The following is an 18,047-nucleotide window of genomic DNA, read 5'->3' as shown; positions in this document are numbered from 1 at the left end:
AACCTTTTTCGTTTACCACCCTGGTCGATCCCGTTTGGAACCCCGCCGCATTCCTCGCGAAGACCACCCGGTCTCGCGCAAGCTGATTTCCCCCGCCGCACTGAAGGTGCTCTACGGCCTGCGTGACGCTGGCCACGAGGCGCATCTGGTGGGTGGGGCGGTGCGCGACATCCTGGCCGGCATCGAGCCCAAGGACTTCGACATCGCCACCAGCGCGCATCCGGAAGAGATGCGCCGGGTGTTCCGCAACGCCCGCCTGATCGGCCGCCGCTTCGTGATCGCCCATGTCCGCTTCGGTGACGAGATCATCGAGGTGACCACCTTCCGGGGCGCGATCACCGATAGTCACGAGCGCGACGAGACCGGCCGCATCCTCTCCGACAACCAGTACGGCAATCTGGAATCCGACGCCTTCCGGCGCGATTTCACCGTCAACGCCCTGTACTACGACATTCGCGACTACTCGGTGGTCGACTACGTCGGTGGCGTCGAGGACGTGCAGGACCGGGTGCTGCGCCTCATCGGCGACCCCGAGCTGCGCTACCGCGAAGACCCGGTACGCATGCTGCGGGCGGTGCGCATCAGCAACAAGCTGGGCTTCGACGTCGAGCCGAACACCGCCGAGCCGATCTACCGCCTGGCGCCGCTGCTGCGCGAGATTCCGCCGGCGCGGCTGTTCGACGAGATCATCAAGCTCTTGATGAGCCGCGAGGCGGTGGCCAATTTCCGTGGCCTGCGTGCCTACGGCCTGTACGGCCAGATGTTCCCGGACGCCGAGGCCACCTTGCAGCGCTACCCGGCGATGGCCGGCTTCGTCGAGCGCGCGCTGGCCAACACCGCCGCGCGCATCGAAGCCGAGCTGCCGGTGACGCCGGCCTTCCTCTACGCCGCCCTGCTCTGGCCGGTGGTGGCCGAGCGCTTCGTGCAGTTGCAGTCCGAGCAGGGGCATCACCCAAATGCCGCGCTGGCGCAGGCTTCCAACGAAGCCATCGCCCGCGCCTGCCAGCAGGTGACCATTCCCAAGCGCTTCTCCCTGCCCATGCAGGAGATCTGGGAGTTGCAGCCGCGCTTCGACCAGTTGCAGGGCAATAAGCCCAAGCGCCTGCTGGCGCATCCGCGCTTCCGTGCGGCCTACGACTTTCTGGTGCTGCGTGCCGAGACCGGCGATGCCGATCCGCAGATCGCCCGCTGGTGGACGGCGGCGCAGTCCGGGGCGGTGCTGCCGGAACAGCCGGATGAGGGGGGCGACGATGCCCCGGAAGTCGCTGGCGCCGCGCCGCCCAAGAAGCGCCGCCGACGCAGCGGTCGCCGCCGTGGTGGTGCGCCGGCGGATGCTTAAGGCCTACGTCGCGCTGGGGGCCAACCTCGGCGAGCCGGCCTTGCAGATCGAAGCTGCCCTGAACCGCCTGGCGCAACTGCCTGAAACCCGTCTGCCGGCGCGCTCGCGCCTCTACCGCAGCGCGCCGTTGGGGCCGGCGGGGCAGCCGGATTACTGCAACGCGGTGGCGGCGCTGGAAACCGGCCTGGAGCCTCATGCCTTGCTGGATCATTTGCAGGCCATCGAGCGGGACGCCGGCCGCGTGCGCGGTGAGCGCTGGGGCGCGCGTTATCTCGACCTCGACCTATTGCTGCACGGCGACTGCCGGATCGACGACGAGCGTCTGAAGTTGCCGCATCCCGAGCTGGCCAACCGCGTATTCGTGCTGCAACCCCTGGCCGAGATCGCGCCGGCGCTGGAGCTGCCAGGGCACGGCCCGATCAGTGCCCGCCTGGCGGCGCTGCCGCATTGGGAGATCGCGCCTTGGGCCTGAGTCCGCGTCTGCCGTATCTGGTGGTGGAGGGGCCGATTGGGGCTGGCAAGACCACGCTGGCGCGCCGCCTGGCCGCCGACACCGGCGCCCGCCTGCTGCTGGAAAAGCCGGAGGACAATCCCTTCCTTCCGCGCTTCTACCGTGATCCGGTCGGCGGCGCGCTGCCGGCGCAGCTGGGCTTCCTGCTGCAACGCGCCGGCCAGGTCGAGACCTTCCAGCAAGGCGACCTGTTCGACCGCCACTGGGTCGCCGATTTCCTGTTCGACAAGGACCGGCTGTTCGCCGAGCTGACCCTGTCGCCGGCCGACCTGACGCTCTACGAAGCCCTGTTCCAGCGCCTGGCCTGGGATGTGCCCGCGCCGGATGCGGTGATCTACCTCACGGGGCCAGTCGAGACCCTGCTGGCGCGTATCGCCCGCCGTGGCCGCGACTACGAGGCCAGTATCGACGCCCGCTATCTGGAAGACCTGAGCGCCCGCTACGCCCGCTTTTTTGGCCGCTATCAGGCGGCGCCGGTGATCGAGGTGGATGTCTCGCAAGTGGACCTGGTGGCCCAGCCCGAGCTGTACCAGGAGCTGCTCGCCGCCCTGGCCCGGCCGCGCGGCTACAGCCGGCTGCGTCAGGCCGAGTTGCTCTGAGGCCGGTCTCAGCCCGTTTGTTATAGTCCGCGCCCGTTTTTCCCGGGCCTGAACGCCGCGCATGGAAACCATCAAACCGCTGCACGTCGCCGAGCTGCGCAAGATGCGCGAGGCCGGCGAGAAGATCGCCTGCCTGACCGCCTACGACGCCAGCTTCGCCCTGCTCGAAGACCGCGCTGGCGTCGACGTGGTGCTGATCGGCGACTCCCTGGGCATGGTCATCCACGGCGGCAACACCACCACGCCGGTGACGGTGGACGACATCGTCTACCACTCCAAGGCGGTGGCGCCGCATCTGAAGCGCGCCTTCCTGATCGCCGATCTGCCGTTTCTGAGCTATGCCACGCTGGACCGCGCGCTCGATTCCAGCCAGCGGCTGATGCAGCAGGGCGGCGCCAAGATGGTGAAGCTGGAAGGCGGCCGCGAGCAGGCCTCCATCGTCGAATACCTGTCGGTGCGCGGCGTGCCGGTCTGCGCGCATCTCGGCCTGCAACCGCAGTTCATCCACAAGATGGGTGCCTTCAAGGTGCAGGGTCGTGAAGACGCGGCCGCCGAAGCCATGCTCCACGACGCGCAGGTGCTGGCCGAGGCCGGCGCCGATCTGCTGCTGCTGGAATGCATCCCGGCCGGGCTGGGCGCGCGCATCACCGCCGAGTCGCCGGTGCCGGTGATCGGCATCGGCGCCGGTGCGGGCGTCGATGGTCAGATTCTTGTTCTCCAGGACCTGCTGGGCATCTCCCCGCAGGTCACCCTGGGGCGTACCCCGCGCTTTGTGAAGAACTACATGCCGGGCGCCGTCGCGCGTGGCGAAAAGGGCGGGCTGATCGAGGCCGCCATTGCCGACTACGTCCGTGAGGTCAAATCGGGAGCCTACCCGGCGCCCGAGCATTGCTTCGACCTGCCGGCCGGCGCCAAGCCATGATCGTCGTCCACACGGTCGCCGAGCTGCGCCAGCGATGCCGGGAGTGGCGGCGCGCCGGCGAGACCGTCGCCTTCGTGCCGACCATGGGCAATCTGCACGCCGGACACATCGAGCTGGTGCGCCAGGGCCGGCAGCGGGCGCGGCGGGTGGTGGCCAGCGTGTTCGTGAATCCCCTGCAGTTCGGGCCCAATGAAGACTACGGCCGCTACCCGCGCAGCCTGCCTGCCGACACCGAGAAGCTCAGCGCCGCCGGCTGCGATCTGCTGTTCGCGCCCAGCGTCGCGGAGGTCTATCCCCAAGGCGTTGGTCACACCACGGTACGGGTGAATGGCGTCACCGAGATGCTGGAAGGCGAATTCCGCCCCGGGCATTTCGAAGGGGTGGCGACGGTGGTCAATATCCTGTTCAACCTGGTGCAGCCCGACCTCGCCCTGTTCGGGCAGAAGGACTACCAGCAGCTGGCGGTGATCCGGCAGATGGTCGCCGACCTCTGTCTGCCCATCGAAGTGGTCGGCGTGCCGACCCTGCGCGATGCCGATGGCCTGGCGCTGTCTTCGCGGAACCAGTACCTGAATGCCGAGGAGCGGGGCAGGGCGGCGACCGTCCATCGGGTGCTGCAGGCCATGGCCGAAGGCCTGCGCCAGGGACGCCGGGACTACCTGGCCTTGCAGTCCGAGGCGGCGGGCAGCCTGCAACGTGCCGGCTTCCGTCCGCAATATGTCGCCATCCGGCGGCCCGATCTTCAGCCGCCGGCCGAGACCGATGCGGCCTGGGTGCTGCTGGTGGCCGCCTACCTGGGGCAGACCCGGCTGATCGACAATCTGAGCCTGTCCTGAGGCAGGCCGCTGAGGTTTGAAGGAAGTCCGGTTTGATCTAAACTAATGTCGAAATTCGTGACGGAAGCGTCACGGACACCTCGCGATGGCGACATCGCGGACCGGGCGTATGTCTTAGTGGGCCGCCCGCTTGCTTGAATAACGTTACGGCGAAGGCGCATGTCTTATTGGGCCGCCAACGCCGATCCCGGCAAGAGGAAGCCAGCCATGCGTCTCACCATGCTCAAGTGCAAGCTGCACAGCGTTCGCGTCACCCACTCCGAACTCGACTACGACGGCTCCTGCGCCATCGACGGCAAGCTGCTGGATCTCGCCGGCATCCTGGAGTTCGAGCAGATCCAGATCTACAACGTCAGCAACGGCGAGCGTTTCACCACCTATGCGATCCGCGCCGAGGAAGGCTCCGGCATCATCTCGGTGAACGGCGCCGCCGCCCACAAGGCGCGGGTCGGCGACAAGGCGATCATCGCCATCTACGCCGACATGGACGAGGCCCAGGCCCGCAGCTACAAGCCGCGCCTGATCTATTGCAACGACCAGAACGGTGTCGAGCGCACCGCCAACACCATTCCGGTGCAGATGGCCGCCTGAGGCCCCGCGCCGCGTAGCAGCGCGCAAGTCGAAGGCTGCCCGGCTTGAGGCTGGGCGCCATGTCGCTGGTTGGTCTCGATGAGCAACTGAACCTTCTTTTACAACGCCCGCTCCCAGCGGGCGTTTCTTTATCCGCCCATGGCCAATATCAAAAGCTGGTTCCCGACCCTGATCCACCATGCGCCGCTGCTGCGTCAAGGTGCCGAGGCCTACAACGCCGAGTTGCTGCGCGAAGTCGCCCAGTTGCGCGAGTTCGACCGCGCCGGTCGGCAGTGGTCGGCCAAGAACTACCCGGGCGGCTACACCAGCTACGGTTCGATGGACCGCCTGCACCAGTTCTCGTCCAGCTTCATGGACCTGGAGCGGCGCATTGACCGGCAGGTGCGTAGCTACGCCAAGGCACTGGGCTGGGATCTCGGCGGCGGTCGTCTGGCGATGACCGACTGCTGGGTCAATGTGATGCCCAAGGGCTGCGCCCACAGCTTTCATCTGCATCCGCAGGCAGTGATCAGCGGCACCTACTACGTGAAGACGCCGCGCGGCTGCCCCGGGCTCAAGTTCGAGGACCCGCGCCTGTCGCGGCTGATGGCGGCGCCGATGCGCCGCGCCGACGCCGATCCGGCGCAGCAGCCGCATATCAGCTACCCGGCGCAGGCCGGCCATCTGATCCTGTTCGAAAGCTGGCTGCGCCACGAGGTGCCGGCCAATCCGGTGTCTGCGGAGCGGGTGAGCATCAGCTTCAACTATCACTGGATGCAGTGACTTCCGGCGCTGGCGGCGCCTCGCGTAAGCTCTGGGCAAACCGATAACCGCTGAAACACATCCAGGGATGTCCGCACTCACCGCAAGCGCCGCCTGGCGAGCGCTACAGGCCCATGCCCAGGCCATCAACCAGGTCTCCCTGAACGAGCTTTTTGCCCTGGATGCCGGCCGCGCGACGGCCCTGGCCGCCGAGGCTGTCGGGCTCTATCTCGACTACTCCAAGCAAAGGCTGAGCGGCGAGACCGTCGAGCTGCTGCTGCAACTCGCCGGCCAGCAGGACCTGGAAGGCTGGATCGCCCGCCTGTTCGCCGGCGATGCGGTCAACCACACCGAGGGACGCGCCGCCTACCACATGGCCTTGCGGGCGCCGCGCGAGGCGGTGATGACCATCGCCGGCCGCAATGTGCTGCCCGAGGTCCATGCCGTGCGCGACCGCATGCGCGCCTTTGCCGAGGCGGTGCGCGGCGGCGTCTGGACCGGCGCCACTGGCGAGCCGATCCGCGACGTGGTCAACATCGGCATCGGCGGCTCCGATCTCGGGCCGCGCATGGTTTGCGAGGCGCTGGCGCCGTTCGCGGACGGCCCCCGGCTGCACTTCGTCGCCAACGTCGATGGCGCCCAGTTGCACGCGGCGCTGGCCGGACTGCGGCCGGAAACCACCTTGTTCGTGGTGGTCAGCAAGACCTTTGGCACCCAGGAGACCATGGCCAATGCCTGCGCCGCCCGCGACTGGCTGCTGCAAGCGCTGGGCGAGGCGGCCATCCCGAAGCATTTCGTCGCGGTGTCGACCAACGCCGAGGCGGTGCGGCGTTTCGGCATTGCCGCCGACAACATGTTCGGTTTCTGGGACTGGGTTGGCGGTCGCTACTCGCTGTGGAGCGCGGTCGGTCTGTCGATCCTGCTCGGCTTAGGGCCGGACCGGTTCGACGCCCTGCTCGCTGGTGCCCATGCCATGGACCAGCACTTCAGCAGCGCGCCGCTGGCGCGGAACCTGCCGGTGCTGCTCGGTCTGATCGCGGTCTGGAATAGCAACTTTCTGGGTAGCGCCGACCAGGTGATCGCGCCCTATGCGCAGCGGCTGGAGAAATTCGTTCCCTGGCTCCAGCAGTTGGAGATGGAGAGCAACGGCAAGAGCGTCAATCGCGACGGCGAGCCGCTCGACTACACCACCACTCCGGCGCTCTGGGGCGATGTCGGCACCAACAGTCAGCACGCCTATTTCCAGATGCTGCATCAGGGCAGCGTGGCGCATCCGGTGGATTTCCTGCTGGTGCAGCAGGCCGATCATCCCTATCCCGAGCTGAACCGCCTGCTGCTGGCCAACGGCCTGGCGCAGTCGGCGGCGCTGATGCAGGGCAAGAGTGCCGAGGAGGTGCGTGCCGAGCTCATCGCCAAGGGCATGCAGGGCGAAGCGCTGGAGGCGGCGATCCCGCATCGGGTATTCGCCGGCAACCGACCCTCCAACACGCTGCTGCTGCCACGGCTGGATGCCTTTCACCTCGGCGCGCTGCTCGCGCTCTACGAGCACCGCACCTTCGTGATGAGCGTGATCTGGCAGCTCAATCCCTTCGACCAGTGGGGCGTGGAGCTGGGCAAGCAATTGGCCGGTCGCATCCTGCGGGTCATGGATGGCGAGGCGGTGGCGGGTGACGCCAGCACCGCGAGCTTGCTGGCGCGTCTTGGCCTCGGGGGCTGAAGGCTTTCAGGTTCGATTCATCCCGCGCAGGGGACCATGCCGAAGCTGTCAGTCCGACAGCCTGTCTTTCCCAGGAGTGGCCAATGAAGAACTTCAAATCTCCCCTTGCCGTGGTGCTGAGCGCTGGCTTGATCCTGATGGGTACGCCCGGCGTGTCGCCGGCAGCCATGATCGGCACCGAGCGCCTGGCGGCGCAGTCGCAGCGCGCGGATACCGAGGCCCGTCTGCAAAACCTGCTGTCCCGGGAGGACGTGCAACAGCAGCTCACTGCCTGGGGCGTGGACCCGGTGCAGGCGAAGAGCCGCGCGGCGGCGATGAGCGATGAGGAAATCCAGCGCGTGGCCGCCACCCTCGATCAGCAGCCGGCTGGCGGTGACGTGTTCGGCCTGATCGGCGTGGTGTTTGTGGTGCTGCTGATTCTGGAACTGGTGGGCGTCACCAACATCTTCAGCCGCATCTGAGGATGGACCTGCGCCCGCTGTGGCTGGCGCTGGGTCTGACCCTCGCCGGTTGCGCCGCCCTGCCACCGTCACCGGTGGCTGAGGCGGTGCAGCTGGTCGGGGTGCCGGCCCATGCGCAGGAAGAGCTGCAATGCGGGCCAGCGGCCTTGTCCAGCGCCTTGCAGGCGTCGGGCGTTGAAACCAGTCCCGAGGCGCTGAAAAAGGATCTGTTCATCCCCGCGCGTGGCGGCTCCCTGCAGGTCGAACTGTTGGCGCAGACCCGCCGGCATGGGCGCCTGCCGGTGCAACTGCCAGCCGAGGAGGCGGCGCTGATCGCCGCCCTGCGCGACGGTCTGCCGCCGCTGGTGCTGCTCAATCTCGGCGTCCGCAGCTATCCGGTCTGGCACTACGCGGTGCTGGTCGGCTACGACCCGGAGCAGGGCTATCTGCTGAACGATGGCAAGGCTGAGCCGAGTCGCTACAGCCGGCGCAGCTTCCTGCGTCGCTGGGACTGGGCCGGACGCTGGGCCTTGCTGGTCAGCCGGCCCGAGCAGATACCCGAGCCGGTGCGGCCGCCGGACTGGATTGCCGCAGCCGCGCCCCTGGAACGCAGCGCGCCGCCGCTGGCCGCGACCGCCTACCGTGTCGCCGCGCAGCGCTGGCCCGAGCAGGCGCTGGTGCAGGCGGCGTTGGGCGCCGAGCGCTACGCCGCCGGCGATCTGGCCGCATCGGTGCAGGCACTGAGGAAGGCGGTGGCGCTGGAGCCGGACAACGCGGCCTATGCCAACAATCTGGCCAACGTCGAATGGGCGCGCGGCTGCGCCACGGCGGCGCGCACGGCCTTGGCGAAGTTTGATCTGGCGGCTCTGCCACCGGCGCTGGCGGCCAGCCTGGGCCAGACCATCGCGGAAATCTCGGCGGCGCCGGCCGCGGCCTGCCCCGATCCAGCCGCACCGTAGAGCGGCTTCAGCCCGCGCCCTGCTGTTCCAGGGCCCAGCGCACGTGCTCGCGCACGGCTTCGTCCGGGTGCTCGGCGCGCGCCCGCAAGGCGGACAGTACCTCGTTGGAACGCGGCGCATTGCCCAGGCCGATGGCGAGATTGCGTAGCCAGCGGGCGTGATCGAGCCGGCGCAGTGCCATGCCCTCGGTCTTGCGCAGCCAGGTGGCCTCGTCCCAGCCGAACAGCTCCACCAGCTTGGCGGTATCGAGGCCGTGGCGCGGCGCGAAGTCGGCTTCGGCGGTGGGCTGGGCGTAGCGGTTCCAGGGGCAGACCAGTTGGCAGTCGTCGCAGCCGAACACCCGGTTGCCGATGGCCGCGCGCAACTCCAGGGGAAAGGCGCCGCGGTGTTCGATGGTGAGATAGCTGATGCACTTGCGCGCGTCCAGCCGGTAGGGCGCGACGAAGGCCTTGGTCGGGCAGACATCCAGGCAGGCGCTGCAACTGCCGCAGTGGTTGCTGCTTGGCGCCTGAGCGTTCGCCGGCAGCGGCAGGTCGGTGTAGATCTCGCCGAGAAAGAACCAGGAGCCGGCCTTGCGGTTGAGCAGCAGGGTGTTCTTGCCGATCCAGCCCAGCCGGGCATTGCGCGCCAGCGCTTTTTCCAGCGCCGGCGCGGAGTCGGTGAGTACCCGGTAGCCGTGCGGCCCCACGGCCTGTTCCAGCCGCGCACCGAGCTTGAGCAGGCGGCCGCGCATCAGCTTGTGGTAATCCCGGCCCAGGGCGTAGCGGGAAATGTAGGCGCGCTCGCCGTCGTCGAGCACCGCCTGCGCCGCCTCCGCCTGCGGCCGGTAGTCCAGGCGCAGGCTGATCACCGACAGGGTGCCGGGGCGCAGGCCCTCGGGATGCACGCGCTTGTCGAGATCGCGGCCCATGAACGCCATCTGGCCGTGCAGGCCCTCGTCCAGCCAGCGCTGGAGATGATCGCGGTCGGCATCCAGGCTCAGTTCGGCGATGCCGGCGTCGGCGAATCCCAGTTCCTGCGCCCAGGCCTTGATGCGTTGCGGTAGTTCGTAGAATGGCGGCATGGAAGACATGGCGCGCGCAGTGTATTCGGCCCGGCAATCAAGGTCGCTGGACGAGCGTGCCCAGCAGCAACTGGGCGTGCCCGGCTACACGCTGATGCAGCGCGCCGGCGCCGCCTGCTGGGCGGAGCTGCGGAAGATGTCCGGCGGCGCGCCGCCGGACTGCCTGCATGTGCTCTGCGGCAGCGGCAACAACGGCGGCGACGGCTATGTGCTGGCGCGGCTGGCGCTGGCCGCCGGCTGGCCGCTGCGGGTCTGGCAGGTGGGCGCCGCGCCCAGCCGTGGTGATGCGGTGCGCGCCCTGGACGACTGGCATCAGGCCGGCGGCCGCGAGCAGGCCTGGCATGCCGATGCGCTGGTCGATGGCGGCCGGTTGGTGCTGATCGCCGATGCCATCTTCGGCACCGGCCTGTCGCGGCCGGTCGAAGGTGCGGCGGCCGAGGCCATCGCCGCGATCAATGCCGCCAGCGAGGCGGGCGCGCGGGTACTGGCGGTCGATCTCCCCAGTGGCCTCGACGCCGACCATGGCCGGCCGCTGGGGCTGGCGGTGCGAGCACAGCGCACGCTGAGCTTCATCGCCCACAAGGCTGGCGGCTTTCTCGGGGCCGGGCCGGACCATTGTGGTGTCCTGCGGCTGGACCGTCTGGAGTTGCCGGACCCTCTGTTCGCCGAGGAGGCGCCGCTGTTTCGTCTGCTGCAAGCCGGCGAGCTGCGCGCTGCCCTACCGCCACGGCCGCGCGAGGCGCACAAGGGGGCGTCCGGACATGCGCTGCTGCTGGCTGGCGGCGAGGGCATGGCCGGCGCCGCCCTGATGGCCGGACGCGCTGCGCTGCGCTGCGGCGCCGGCCTGGTCAGTGTGCTGACCCATGCCGGCCACGCTGGCGCCCTGGTCGCGGCCCAACCGGAGCTGATGGTGGCCGGCTGGACCCCCAGCGAGGATCTGGGCACGAAGCTCGCCGCTGCGAAAGCCATCGCCCTAGGCCCCGGACTGGGGCAGGGCGTCTGGGGCCGCGCGCTCTATTCGGCGGCCAGGAGCGGCGAGACACCGACGGTGCTGGATGCCGACGCGCTGAATCTGCTGGCCGAGCAGCCGCTTCGGTTGTCGGCCAATACCGTGCTGACGCCGCATCCCGGCGAAGCCGCGCGCCTGCTGGGCTGCGGCACCGCCGAGGTTCAGGCCGACCGCCTCGCGGCCGTGCAGGCTCTGCGCGCGCGCTACGGCGCGGTGGTGGTGCTCAAGGGGGCCGGCAGTCTGGTCGCCGGCGAGCAGCTCTGGCTGTGTCCCTACGGCAATCCGGGCATGGCGGTGGGCGGCATGGGCGACGCACTGACCGGCGTGATCCTCGGCCTGCTGGCCCAAGGCCTGGGCGCCGAGGACGCCGCCCGGTTGGGTGTGCTGATCCATGCCCTGGCCGGCGATGCCGCCGCCCGGGGTGGCCCGCGCGGCCTGCTGCCCTCCGACCTGATCGCCGCGCTGCGGCCGCTGGTGAATCCATGATCCCGGCCGCGAGACAGACCCTGATCCGCGCGTTGCCGGACAGCGCCGCCACCGAAGCCCTGGGCGCCGAGCTGGCACCGCTGCTGCGCCGGCAGCCCGGCGGCATGATCTGGCTGGAAGGCGATCTGGGCGCCGGCAAGACCACCCTGGCGCGCGCCCTGCTGCGGACCTTGGGCGTGCAGGGCGCGGTGCGCAGCCCGACCTACACCCTGGTCGAGCCCTACGAGCTGGAGGGCGGTTTGCGCATCCTGCATCTCGACCTCTACCGCCTGGCGGAGCCCGAGGAGTTGTACGGCCTGAGCGTGCTCGACGAGGCGCCGCCGGCGGCCTGGTGGCTGGTGGAATGGCCGCAGCGCGGGCAGGGCGTGCTGCCGGCCCCGGATCTGTGCCTGCGCCTGGCCGCCGACGGCGAGGGCCGCTGCGCCGAGCTGGAACTGCCGGCCGCATGGGGCGCCGCGCTGGCCGCCGGAATAGGCCAGTCTGTACTTTAAGAAGTTGGCCTTGATGACTGATTTGGATAACAAAAAAGTTGCAAGCCAAATGTGGCGGCGCTATCTTCCGGCCATCTGGGTCTTGCGGGAGTTGGGGTGATGCGTGGGCTAATGGCCATGGTTCTGGGTTTGCTGGCGTCGCTCGCGCACGCCAACGAGCTGCGTGACCTGCGTCTCTGGGACGGCCCGGAAAGCACCCGCGTGGTCTTCGACCTGGAAAGCCAGACCAGCCACAAGTCCTTCACCCTGGAAAATCCCAGCCGTCTGGTGATTGATATCGCCGACGCCAAGCTTGCCGGCTCGGTGCAGCTGGACGGTCTCAGTAAGGGCTTGGTCAAAAGCGTCCGCACCGGCCCGCGCGACGGGGGCCTGCGGGTGGTACTGGATCTCGCCGAGACCGCCAGTCCCAAGAGCTTCGGTCTGGAGCCCAACGGGCAGTACGGCTATCGACTGATCTTTGATCTTTACGGCAGCCAGGCTTCTGCGCCGGCGATGCCTGCTCTGCCCGAGTCTTCCGAGTCGGTGATTGCCGCTGCGCCAGCCGCGCCGGTCGTCTCGGCGCCGAGCCCGGCGACGGTCGCGGTGGCGCCGTCGCCCCGGCCCAGTCTGCGCGTCGATGCCGCGCCTGCTGCCCGCCCGGCGCCGATGCCTGGGCAGAAACCGATCATCGTCGCCATCGACGCCGGTCACGGCGGCGAAGATCCGGGCGCTCGCGGCCGCAATGGTGTGATCGAAAAGGAAGTCTGCCTGCGCATCGCCCGCAAGCTGGCGCGCATGGTCAACGAAACTCCCGGCTACAAGGCGGTGCTGACCCGCAACGGTGACTACTACGTCGGCCTGCGCGAGCGCACCGCCATCGCCCGCAAGGCGCAGGCCGATCTGTTCGTGTCGATCCACGCCAACTCCCTGCCGGTGGCGAAGAACGTACGCGGCTCGGCGGTCTACGTGCTGAGCCAGCGCGGTGCCACCAGCGAACACGCCAAGATGCTGGCCAGCCTGGAAAATGCCGCCGATCTGGTCGGTGGCGTCGGCATCGCCGGGAAGGACGACGACCTCGCCTCGGTGCTGCTCGACATCTCCCAGACGGCGGTGCGCGAGGCCAGCTTCGACTTTGGCTCGCGGCTCCTGGAGTCCATCGGCCAGTTCAATCCTCTGCAGAAGGCCGAGGTGCAGCAGGCCGGCTTTGCGGTGCTCAAGGCGCCGGACATTCCTTCGGTGCTGGTGGAGACCGCCTTCCTCAGCCATCCCGAGGACGAGCGCCTGCTGGCCGCCTCCGACTACCAGGACAGCATGGCCGCCTCGCTGCTGGCCGGCATCAAAGGCTACTTCTCCGGCTACCGCCCGCAGCAGCAGGTGGTGCAGTCGGAGCCCGGACCGGTGCCGGTGAGCCTGCGGCGCAAGAAGCCGCGCTGATCGCGAAACCGGGCTGAACGCGGCGCGCGGGTTATCCTGCGCGCCGTTTTTTGCTTTTGCCGACCGCCATGCCGATCCAGTTGCTGCCCGAGGTATTGATCAACCAGATCAAGGCGGGCCCCGTGCAGGCTGGCCTGCACGGCAATGATCAAGGGCGTTTCGACCTCGCCCAATGCTGGGCTCGGTAAAGATGACCACGATCAAGCAGTTGCCGGAAGTCCTGATCAACCAGATCAAGGCGGGCCCTGTGCAGGCTGGCCTGCACGGCAATGATCAGGGGCGTTTCGACCTCGCCCAATGCTGGGCTCGGTAAAGATGACAACGATCAAACAGTTGCCGGAAGTCCTGATCAACCAGATCAAGGCGGGCGAGGTTGTTGAGCGCCCGGCGGCGGTGGTCAAGGAACTGGTCGAGAACGCCCTCGATGCCGGTGCCCGGCGGGTGGTGGTGGAGCTGGAGCAGGGCGGGCTGCGGCGCATTCTGGTGCGCGATGACGGGCGCGGCATCCCGCGCGAGGAATTGCCGCTGGCGCTGGCGCGCCATGCCACCAGCAAGATCGCCAGCCTCGACGACCTGGAGCGGGTCGCCAGTCTGGGTTTCCGTGGTGAGGCCCTGGCGAGCATCCTGGCGGTATCGCGCCTGAGCTTGAGTTCGCGCACGGCGGTCGAGCCACACGGCTGGCGTCTGGGCGGCGAGGGTGGTCTCGCCAGCGCCGAACCGGTGCCGGCGGCGCAGGCGCAGGGCACGGCCGTGGAAGTGCTGGACCTGTTCTTCAGCACCCCGGCGCGGCGGAAGTTCATGAAGAGCCCGGGCACCGAGGCGCGCCATGTCGAAACCGCGCTGCGGCGCCTGGCCTTGGCGCGGCCGGACGTGGCCTTTGCGCTCAGCCACGACGGCCGCCGGCTGCTGGATGTGGAGCCTGCCGAGGACGCGGCCGCCAACGAGCGGCGGCTGGCGGCGGTCTGCGGCGCGGAGTTCCTCGCCAATGCCATCTACCGCGAGGCCGAACTCGGCGGTCTGCGCTTGGCCGGCTGGATCGCCCTGCCCAGCTTCTCGCGGGCGCAGCCGGACTTGCAGTTCCTCACCGTCAACGGTCGCGGCGTGCGTGATCGTCTGCTCGGTGCCGCCCTGCGGCGCGCCTATGCCGACGCCCTGCACAGTACCCGCCACCCGGCGTTCGTGTTGGCGCTGACCCTGGACCCGGCGGCGGTGGACGTGAACGTGCATCCGCAGAAGACCGAGGTGCGTTTCCGCGAGGCGGCGCGGGTGCACGACTTCCTGTTCGGCCTGGTGCACCGCTGGCTGCGCGAGCTGCGGCCAGAGCCCGAGCACCATCACGGCGTCGGTTTCGGCAGTGCCGCCGAGCCGGCGCGCGAGCCGCAGCCCTATGCGCTGCCGCTGAGCACCGCGCCTCGTCTGGGCGAGCCGCCCGGTCGTTACTTCGCCGCGCCGGCGGCCAGCGCGCCGACCTGGGCCGGCCTGGCCGAGGTCAGCCGGGCTGCGGTGCCGGCGCCGCCCGGCGCCACCTCGCCGGTGGAGCACCCGCTGGGCTACGCGGTGGCGCAGCTGCACGGCATCTTCATCCTGGCCCAGAACGCGCGCGGCCTGATCGTCGTCGATATGCACGCCGCCCACGAGCGGGTGCTCTACGAGCGCTACAAGCGCGAGCTGGCCGAGGGTGGAGTGCCCTCGCAGGCGCTGCTGGCCCCGGTGCTGGTGAACCTCCCGGAAGACGAGGCCGAAGCCGCCGAAACCCAGTCCGCGACCCTGCTGGCCGCCGGCCTGCAAGTGGACCGCAGCGGCCCTGGCCAACTACTGGTGCGTGCCACGCCGGCGCTGCTGCCGAGCGAGGCGGTGGTGGACTTGCTGCGCCAGGTGCTGGGCCGCAGCAGCGACAGCGGCTCGCACGCCCATCTCGGCGAGGTGCTGGATGCTCAGCACCGGGTGCTGGCGGAAATGGCCTGCAAGGCGGCGATCAAGGCCAACCGGGTGATGAGCCTGAGCGAGATGAATGCGCTGCTGCGCGACATGGAGCAGACCGAGCTGGCCGGCCAGTGCAACCACGGCCGTCCGACCTGGGTGCAGGTGGAGCTGGCCGAGCTGGACCGGCTGTTCCTGCGGGGGCGCTAGTCCATGCGCCGCGAGGAGACGGGCGGATGACCGCAGCCGCCGAGACCATTCCAGTCCTGTTCCTGATGGGGCCGACCGCTTCCGGCAAGACCGGCCTGGCGCTGGCCCTGCATGCCGCCGCCGCGGCGGGCCGGCTACCCTGGCCGGCGGCCGAGCTGATCAGTGTTGATTCCGCCCAGGTGTACCGGGGCATGGACATCGGCACCGCCAAGCCGGAGCCGGCGGTGCTGGCGGCGGTGCCGCAGGCGCTGATCGACATCCTCGATCCCGCCGAGAGCTATTCCGCTGCCCGCTTTCGCGACGATGCCCTGGCCCTGCTGGCGGCGATCCGCGCGCGCGGCCATCTGCCGATTCTGGTCGGTGGCACCAGCCTGTACTTCCGAGCTCTGGAGTACGGACTCTCCGAGTTGCCGCCCGCCGATCCCGCGCTGCGTGCACAGCTGGAGGCGGAGGCCCAGGCGCTGGGCTGGCCGGCGCTGCACGAGCGGCTGGCGGCGCTGGACCCGGAAGCCGGTGCCAAGATCAAGCCCAACGACCAGCAGCGCATCCAGCGGGCGCTGGAGATCCTCTTGCTGAGCGGCCGCTCGCGCAGCGCTCACTGGGCGGCGCCGAAGTCGGCGGGCTTGGCCGGGCCGCTGGTGAAGCTGGCACTGATGCCGCCGGAGAGGGAAACCCTGCACGCGGCGATTGCCGAGCGCTTCCGGCAGATGATGGCGCGCGGCTTTCTCGACGAGGTGCGGGCGCTGAGGGCGCGTGGCGACCTGCATCCGGGCCTGCCCTCAATCCGTTCTGTGGGATATCGCCAGCTCTGGGAACATTTGGACGGTCGCGGCAGTCTGAGCGACGCAGTGGAGCGGGGAATCATCGCCACCCGGCAGTACGCCAAGCGCCAGATCACCTGGCTGCGCAGCGAGCGGGACAGCGAGTGGCTTGATCCACGGCAGGGCGGTGTGGCTCTGGAGCGAACGGTCGAAAGGCTGTGCTCGGCGGTCAAGGCGGCCTAGCGGTACCGTGGTAAAATCAAAACTTGCCTGCGAGCGGTAATCAAGCGGTATCGCAGGTCCATGACAATCAGCAACAACAACAAAAGGAAGTCAGCCATGTCCAAAGGCCAAACCCTCCAGGAACCGTTCCTCAATGCCCTGCGCAAGGAACGCATTCCGGTCTCCATCTACCTGGTCAACGGCATCAAGCTGCAAGGTCACGTCGAATCCTTCGACCAGTTCGTGGTGCTGCTGCGCAACACCGTGAGCCAGATGGTCTACAAGCACGCGATCTCCACCATCGTTCCCGCCCGCGCTGTGCGCCTGGCCGAGACCGAGGGCGAGGAAGCGGCCGCGCCTTCCGCCTGATGGCGGCCGGCTGACCGGCCTCGGAGCTCCCGCTGAAGTTCATCGAGCGCCCGCAAGGCGGGCAGAAAGCCGTGCTGGTGCACCTCGAATTGCCGGGGTCGGACTTCGAGTCCGACCGCCGCGAGTTCGAGGAGTTGGCCCGTTCCGCCGGTGCCGAGATCGTCGCTGTCATCGGCGGTTCCCGGCAACGGCCGGATGCCGGCATGTTCATCGGCTCGGGCAAGGCCGATGAGGTTGCGGCTGCCTGCGCGGCGGGCGAGGCCGAGGTGGCGATCTTCAATCACGAGCTGTCGCCGGCCCAGGAGCGCAATCTTGAACGTGTGCTCCGCTGCCGCGTGCTGTCGCGCGCCGGCCTGATACTCGACATCTTCGCCAAGCGTGCCCGTACCCACGAGGGCAAGTTGCAGGTGGAACTGGCGCAGTTGCAGCACCTGGCGACCCGCCTGGTGCGCGGCTGGACCCACTTGGAGCGGCAGCAGGGTGGCGGCATCGGCCTGTCCGGCCCCGGCGAGACTCAGCTCGAACTTGATCGCCGCCTGATCAAGGACCGGATGGCGCATCTGCGCCGGCAACTGGAAGACGTGAAGCGCCACCGCGCGCTGTCGCGGCGGGCGCGCAAGCGCAACGAGACGCCGCTGGTGTCGATCGTCGGCTACACCAACGCCGGCAAGAGCACCTTGTTCAACAGCATGACCGGTGCCGAGGCCTACGCCGCCGACCAGCTGTTCGCCACCCTCGATACCACCATCCGCAAGCTGCAGCTGCCGGCCGATCAGGAGATCCTGCTCGCCGACACCGTGGGCTTCATCCGCGATCTGCCGCACGACCTGGTGGCCGCCTTCCGCGCCACGCTGGAAGAGGCGCGCGAAGCCGATCTGCTGCTGCACGTGCTCGATGCCGCCGACCCCGAGCGGGCCAGTCGCATCGAGCAGGTCAATGCGGTCTTGCAGGAGATCGAGGCCGAAGAGGTGCCGACCCTGCTGGTGTTCAACAAGATCGACCTGAGCGAACACGAAACCGCGCGGGTGGAACGCGACGAGGCCGGCCGGCCGAAGCGGGTATTCCTGTCTGCCAGGACCGGCGAGGGCCTGGACGCGCTGCGCGAGGTGCTGTCGGAGCTGATCTTCCCCGACCTGTTCGAGGGCGAAATGGCGGTGACGCCGGCCCAGGGCAAGCTGCGCGCGCTGCTCTACGCCAGCCACGCCGTGCAGGCGGAGCGCATCGACGACAAGGGTGTTTCGCACTTGCAACTGCGCTTGCCGCGCCCACGTTACGAACGCATCTGCCGCGAGGCGGGTGTGCCGCTGAATGGCGCCGCCGCCGCCCGCCCCCTAGAATCTTGGGAACGTGGCCGTACCCGCGCGGGTCGTTCCACCACGGGCGTCCGCGACTGAAGGCAGGCCCATCCTGACGGCAGCAGCCGAATCTGGATCACTCAGACGAGAAAT

At 68.9% G+C, this 18,047-nt stretch carries 19 protein-coding genes; 18 read left to right on the top strand and 1 reads right to left on the bottom strand.

What is annotated here, in order from left to right; all coding sequences use genetic code 11:
* Positions 1 to 34: 34 nt before the first annotated feature.
* The 10 genes from pcnB to ED208_RS14295 all read left to right on the top strand — a co-directional run bounded on the left by pcnB (position 35) and on the right by ED208_RS14295 (position 8,655).
* On the top strand, positions 35 to 1,339 hold the full coding sequence (gene pcnB / locus ED208_RS14340; RefSeq protein WP_123212608.1) for a polynucleotide adenylyltransferase PcnB: 1,305 nt from the start codon (positions 35 to 37) through the stop codon (positions 1,337 to 1,339).
* Positions 1,332 to 1,811, top strand: coding sequence for a 2-amino-4-hydroxy-6-hydroxymethyldihydropteridine diphosphokinase (gene folK, locus ED208_RS14335; RefSeq protein WP_123212607.1), 480 nt, complete (start codon positions 1,332 to 1,334; stop codon positions 1,809 to 1,811). The genes pcnB and folK overlap by 8 nt, the downstream gene beginning before the upstream one ends.
* Complete coding sequence (locus tag ED208_RS14330; protein ID WP_199720627.1) at positions 1,802 to 2,449, top strand: deoxynucleoside kinase; 648 nt, start codon at positions 1,802 to 1,804, stop codon at positions 2,447 to 2,449. The genes folK and ED208_RS14330 overlap by 10 nt, the downstream gene beginning before the upstream one ends.
* Positions 2,450 to 2,510: 61 nt before the next feature.
* The gene (gene panB, locus ED208_RS14325) at positions 2,511 to 3,371 is read left to right on the top strand and encodes a 3-methyl-2-oxobutanoate hydroxymethyltransferase (protein ID WP_123212605.1); all 861 of its coding nucleotides are present in this window, start codon (positions 2,511 to 2,513) and stop codon (positions 3,369 to 3,371) included.
* On the top strand, positions 3,368 to 4,207 hold the full coding sequence (panC, locus tag ED208_RS14320) for a pantoate--beta-alanine ligase (protein WP_123212604.1): 840 nt from the start codon (positions 3,368 to 3,370) through the stop codon (positions 4,205 to 4,207). Before panB ends, panC begins: the two co-directional genes overlap by 4 nt.
* A gap of 207 nt (positions 4,208 to 4,414) precedes the next feature.
* Positions 4,415 to 4,798, top strand: coding sequence for an aspartate 1-decarboxylase (panD, locus tag ED208_RS14315; RefSeq protein WP_123212639.1), 384 nt, complete (start codon positions 4,415 to 4,417; stop codon positions 4,796 to 4,798).
* A 138-nt stretch (positions 4,799 to 4,936) separates the two neighbouring features.
* Positions 4,937 to 5,560, top strand: a complete 624-nt coding sequence (locus tag ED208_RS14310; protein WP_123212603.1) for a TIGR02466 family protein — start codon at positions 4,937 to 4,939, stop codon at positions 5,558 to 5,560.
* Positions 5,561 to 5,627: 67 nt separating this feature from the next.
* The gene (gene pgi / locus ED208_RS14305; protein ID WP_123212602.1) at positions 5,628 to 7,256 is read left to right on the top strand and encodes a glucose-6-phosphate isomerase; all 1,629 of its coding nucleotides are present in this window, start codon (positions 5,628 to 5,630) and stop codon (positions 7,254 to 7,256) included.
* A gap of 83 nt (positions 7,257 to 7,339) precedes the next feature.
* Positions 7,340 to 7,717 (top strand): PA2779 family protein, encoded by a 378-nt coding sequence (locus ED208_RS14300; RefSeq protein ID WP_123212601.1) that lies wholly within the window; start codon positions 7,340 to 7,342, stop codon positions 7,715 to 7,717.
* A 2-nt stretch (positions 7,718 to 7,719) separates the two neighbouring features.
* Positions 7,720 to 8,655, top strand: coding sequence for a PA2778 family cysteine peptidase (locus ED208_RS14295; protein ID WP_123212600.1), 936 nt, complete (start codon positions 7,720 to 7,722; stop codon positions 8,653 to 8,655).
* Between the two features lie 7 nt (positions 8,656 to 8,662).
* On the opposite strand, the gene queG is transcribed toward ED208_RS14295, so the two are convergent.
* Positions 8,663 to 9,718, bottom strand: a complete 1,056-nt coding sequence (gene queG / locus ED208_RS14290; protein ID WP_123212599.1) for a tRNA epoxyqueuosine(34) reductase QueG — start codon at positions 9,716 to 9,718, stop codon at positions 8,663 to 8,665.
* Here queG and ED208_RS14285 point away from each other — a divergent pair.
* The 8 genes from ED208_RS14285 to hflX all read left to right on the top strand — a co-directional run bounded on the left by ED208_RS14285 (position 9,717) and on the right by hflX (position 17,993).
* A complete protein-coding gene (locus tag ED208_RS14285; RefSeq protein ID WP_123212598.1) occupies positions 9,717 to 11,213 on the top strand; it encodes an NAD(P)H-hydrate dehydratase in 1,497 nt (498 codons plus the stop codon). The two genes, queG and ED208_RS14285, sit on opposite strands and share 2 nt — an antisense overlap.
* The gene (gene tsaE, locus ED208_RS14280) at positions 11,210 to 11,704 is read left to right on the top strand and encodes a tRNA (adenosine(37)-N6)-threonylcarbamoyltransferase complex ATPase subunit type 1 TsaE (protein WP_123212597.1); all 495 of its coding nucleotides are present in this window, start codon (positions 11,210 to 11,212) and stop codon (positions 11,702 to 11,704) included. Before ED208_RS14285 ends, tsaE begins: the two co-directional genes overlap by 4 nt.
* A 111-nt stretch (positions 11,705 to 11,815) precedes the next feature.
* A complete protein-coding gene (locus ED208_RS14275; RefSeq protein ID WP_233575077.1) occupies positions 11,816 to 13,117 on the top strand; it encodes an N-acetylmuramoyl-L-alanine amidase in 1,302 nt (433 codons plus the stop codon).
* Between the two features lie 190 nt (positions 13,118 to 13,307).
* A complete protein-coding gene (locus ED208_RS17695) occupies positions 13,308 to 13,430 on the top strand; it encodes a hypothetical protein (RefSeq protein ID WP_267897954.1) in 123 nt (40 codons plus the stop codon).
* 2 nt (positions 13,431 to 13,432) lie between these two features.
* On the top strand, positions 13,433 to 15,247 hold the full coding sequence (gene mutL, locus ED208_RS14270) for a DNA mismatch repair endonuclease MutL (protein ID WP_123212595.1): 1,815 nt from the start codon (positions 13,433 to 13,435) through the stop codon (positions 15,245 to 15,247).
* Positions 15,248 to 15,273: 26 nt separating this feature from the next.
* Positions 15,274 to 16,251: a tRNA (adenosine(37)-N6)-dimethylallyltransferase MiaA gene (gene miaA / locus ED208_RS14265; RefSeq protein WP_123212594.1), complete on the top strand. Its 978-nt coding sequence runs from the start codon at positions 15,274 to 15,276 to the stop codon at positions 16,249 to 16,251.
* A gap of 96 nt (positions 16,252 to 16,347) precedes the next feature.
* The gene (gene hfq, locus ED208_RS14260; protein WP_123212593.1) at positions 16,348 to 16,599 is read left to right on the top strand and encodes an RNA chaperone Hfq; all 252 of its coding nucleotides are present in this window, start codon (positions 16,348 to 16,350) and stop codon (positions 16,597 to 16,599) included.
* A 32-nt stretch (positions 16,600 to 16,631) separates the two neighbouring features.
* The gene (gene hflX, locus ED208_RS14255) at positions 16,632 to 17,993 is read left to right on the top strand and encodes a ribosome rescue GTPase HflX (protein WP_123212592.1); all 1,362 of its coding nucleotides are present in this window, start codon (positions 16,632 to 16,634) and stop codon (positions 17,991 to 17,993) included.
* Positions 17,994 to 18,047: the final 54 nt, after the last annotated feature.

The organism is Stagnimonas aquatica (assembly GCF_003730135.1).
GTDB lineage: Bacteria > Pseudomonadota > Gammaproteobacteria > Nevskiales > Nevskiaceae > Stagnimonas > Stagnimonas aquatica.
Note: the sequence above shows the minus strand (reverse complement) of the source record. Positions and strands in the feature narration are given on the sequence as shown.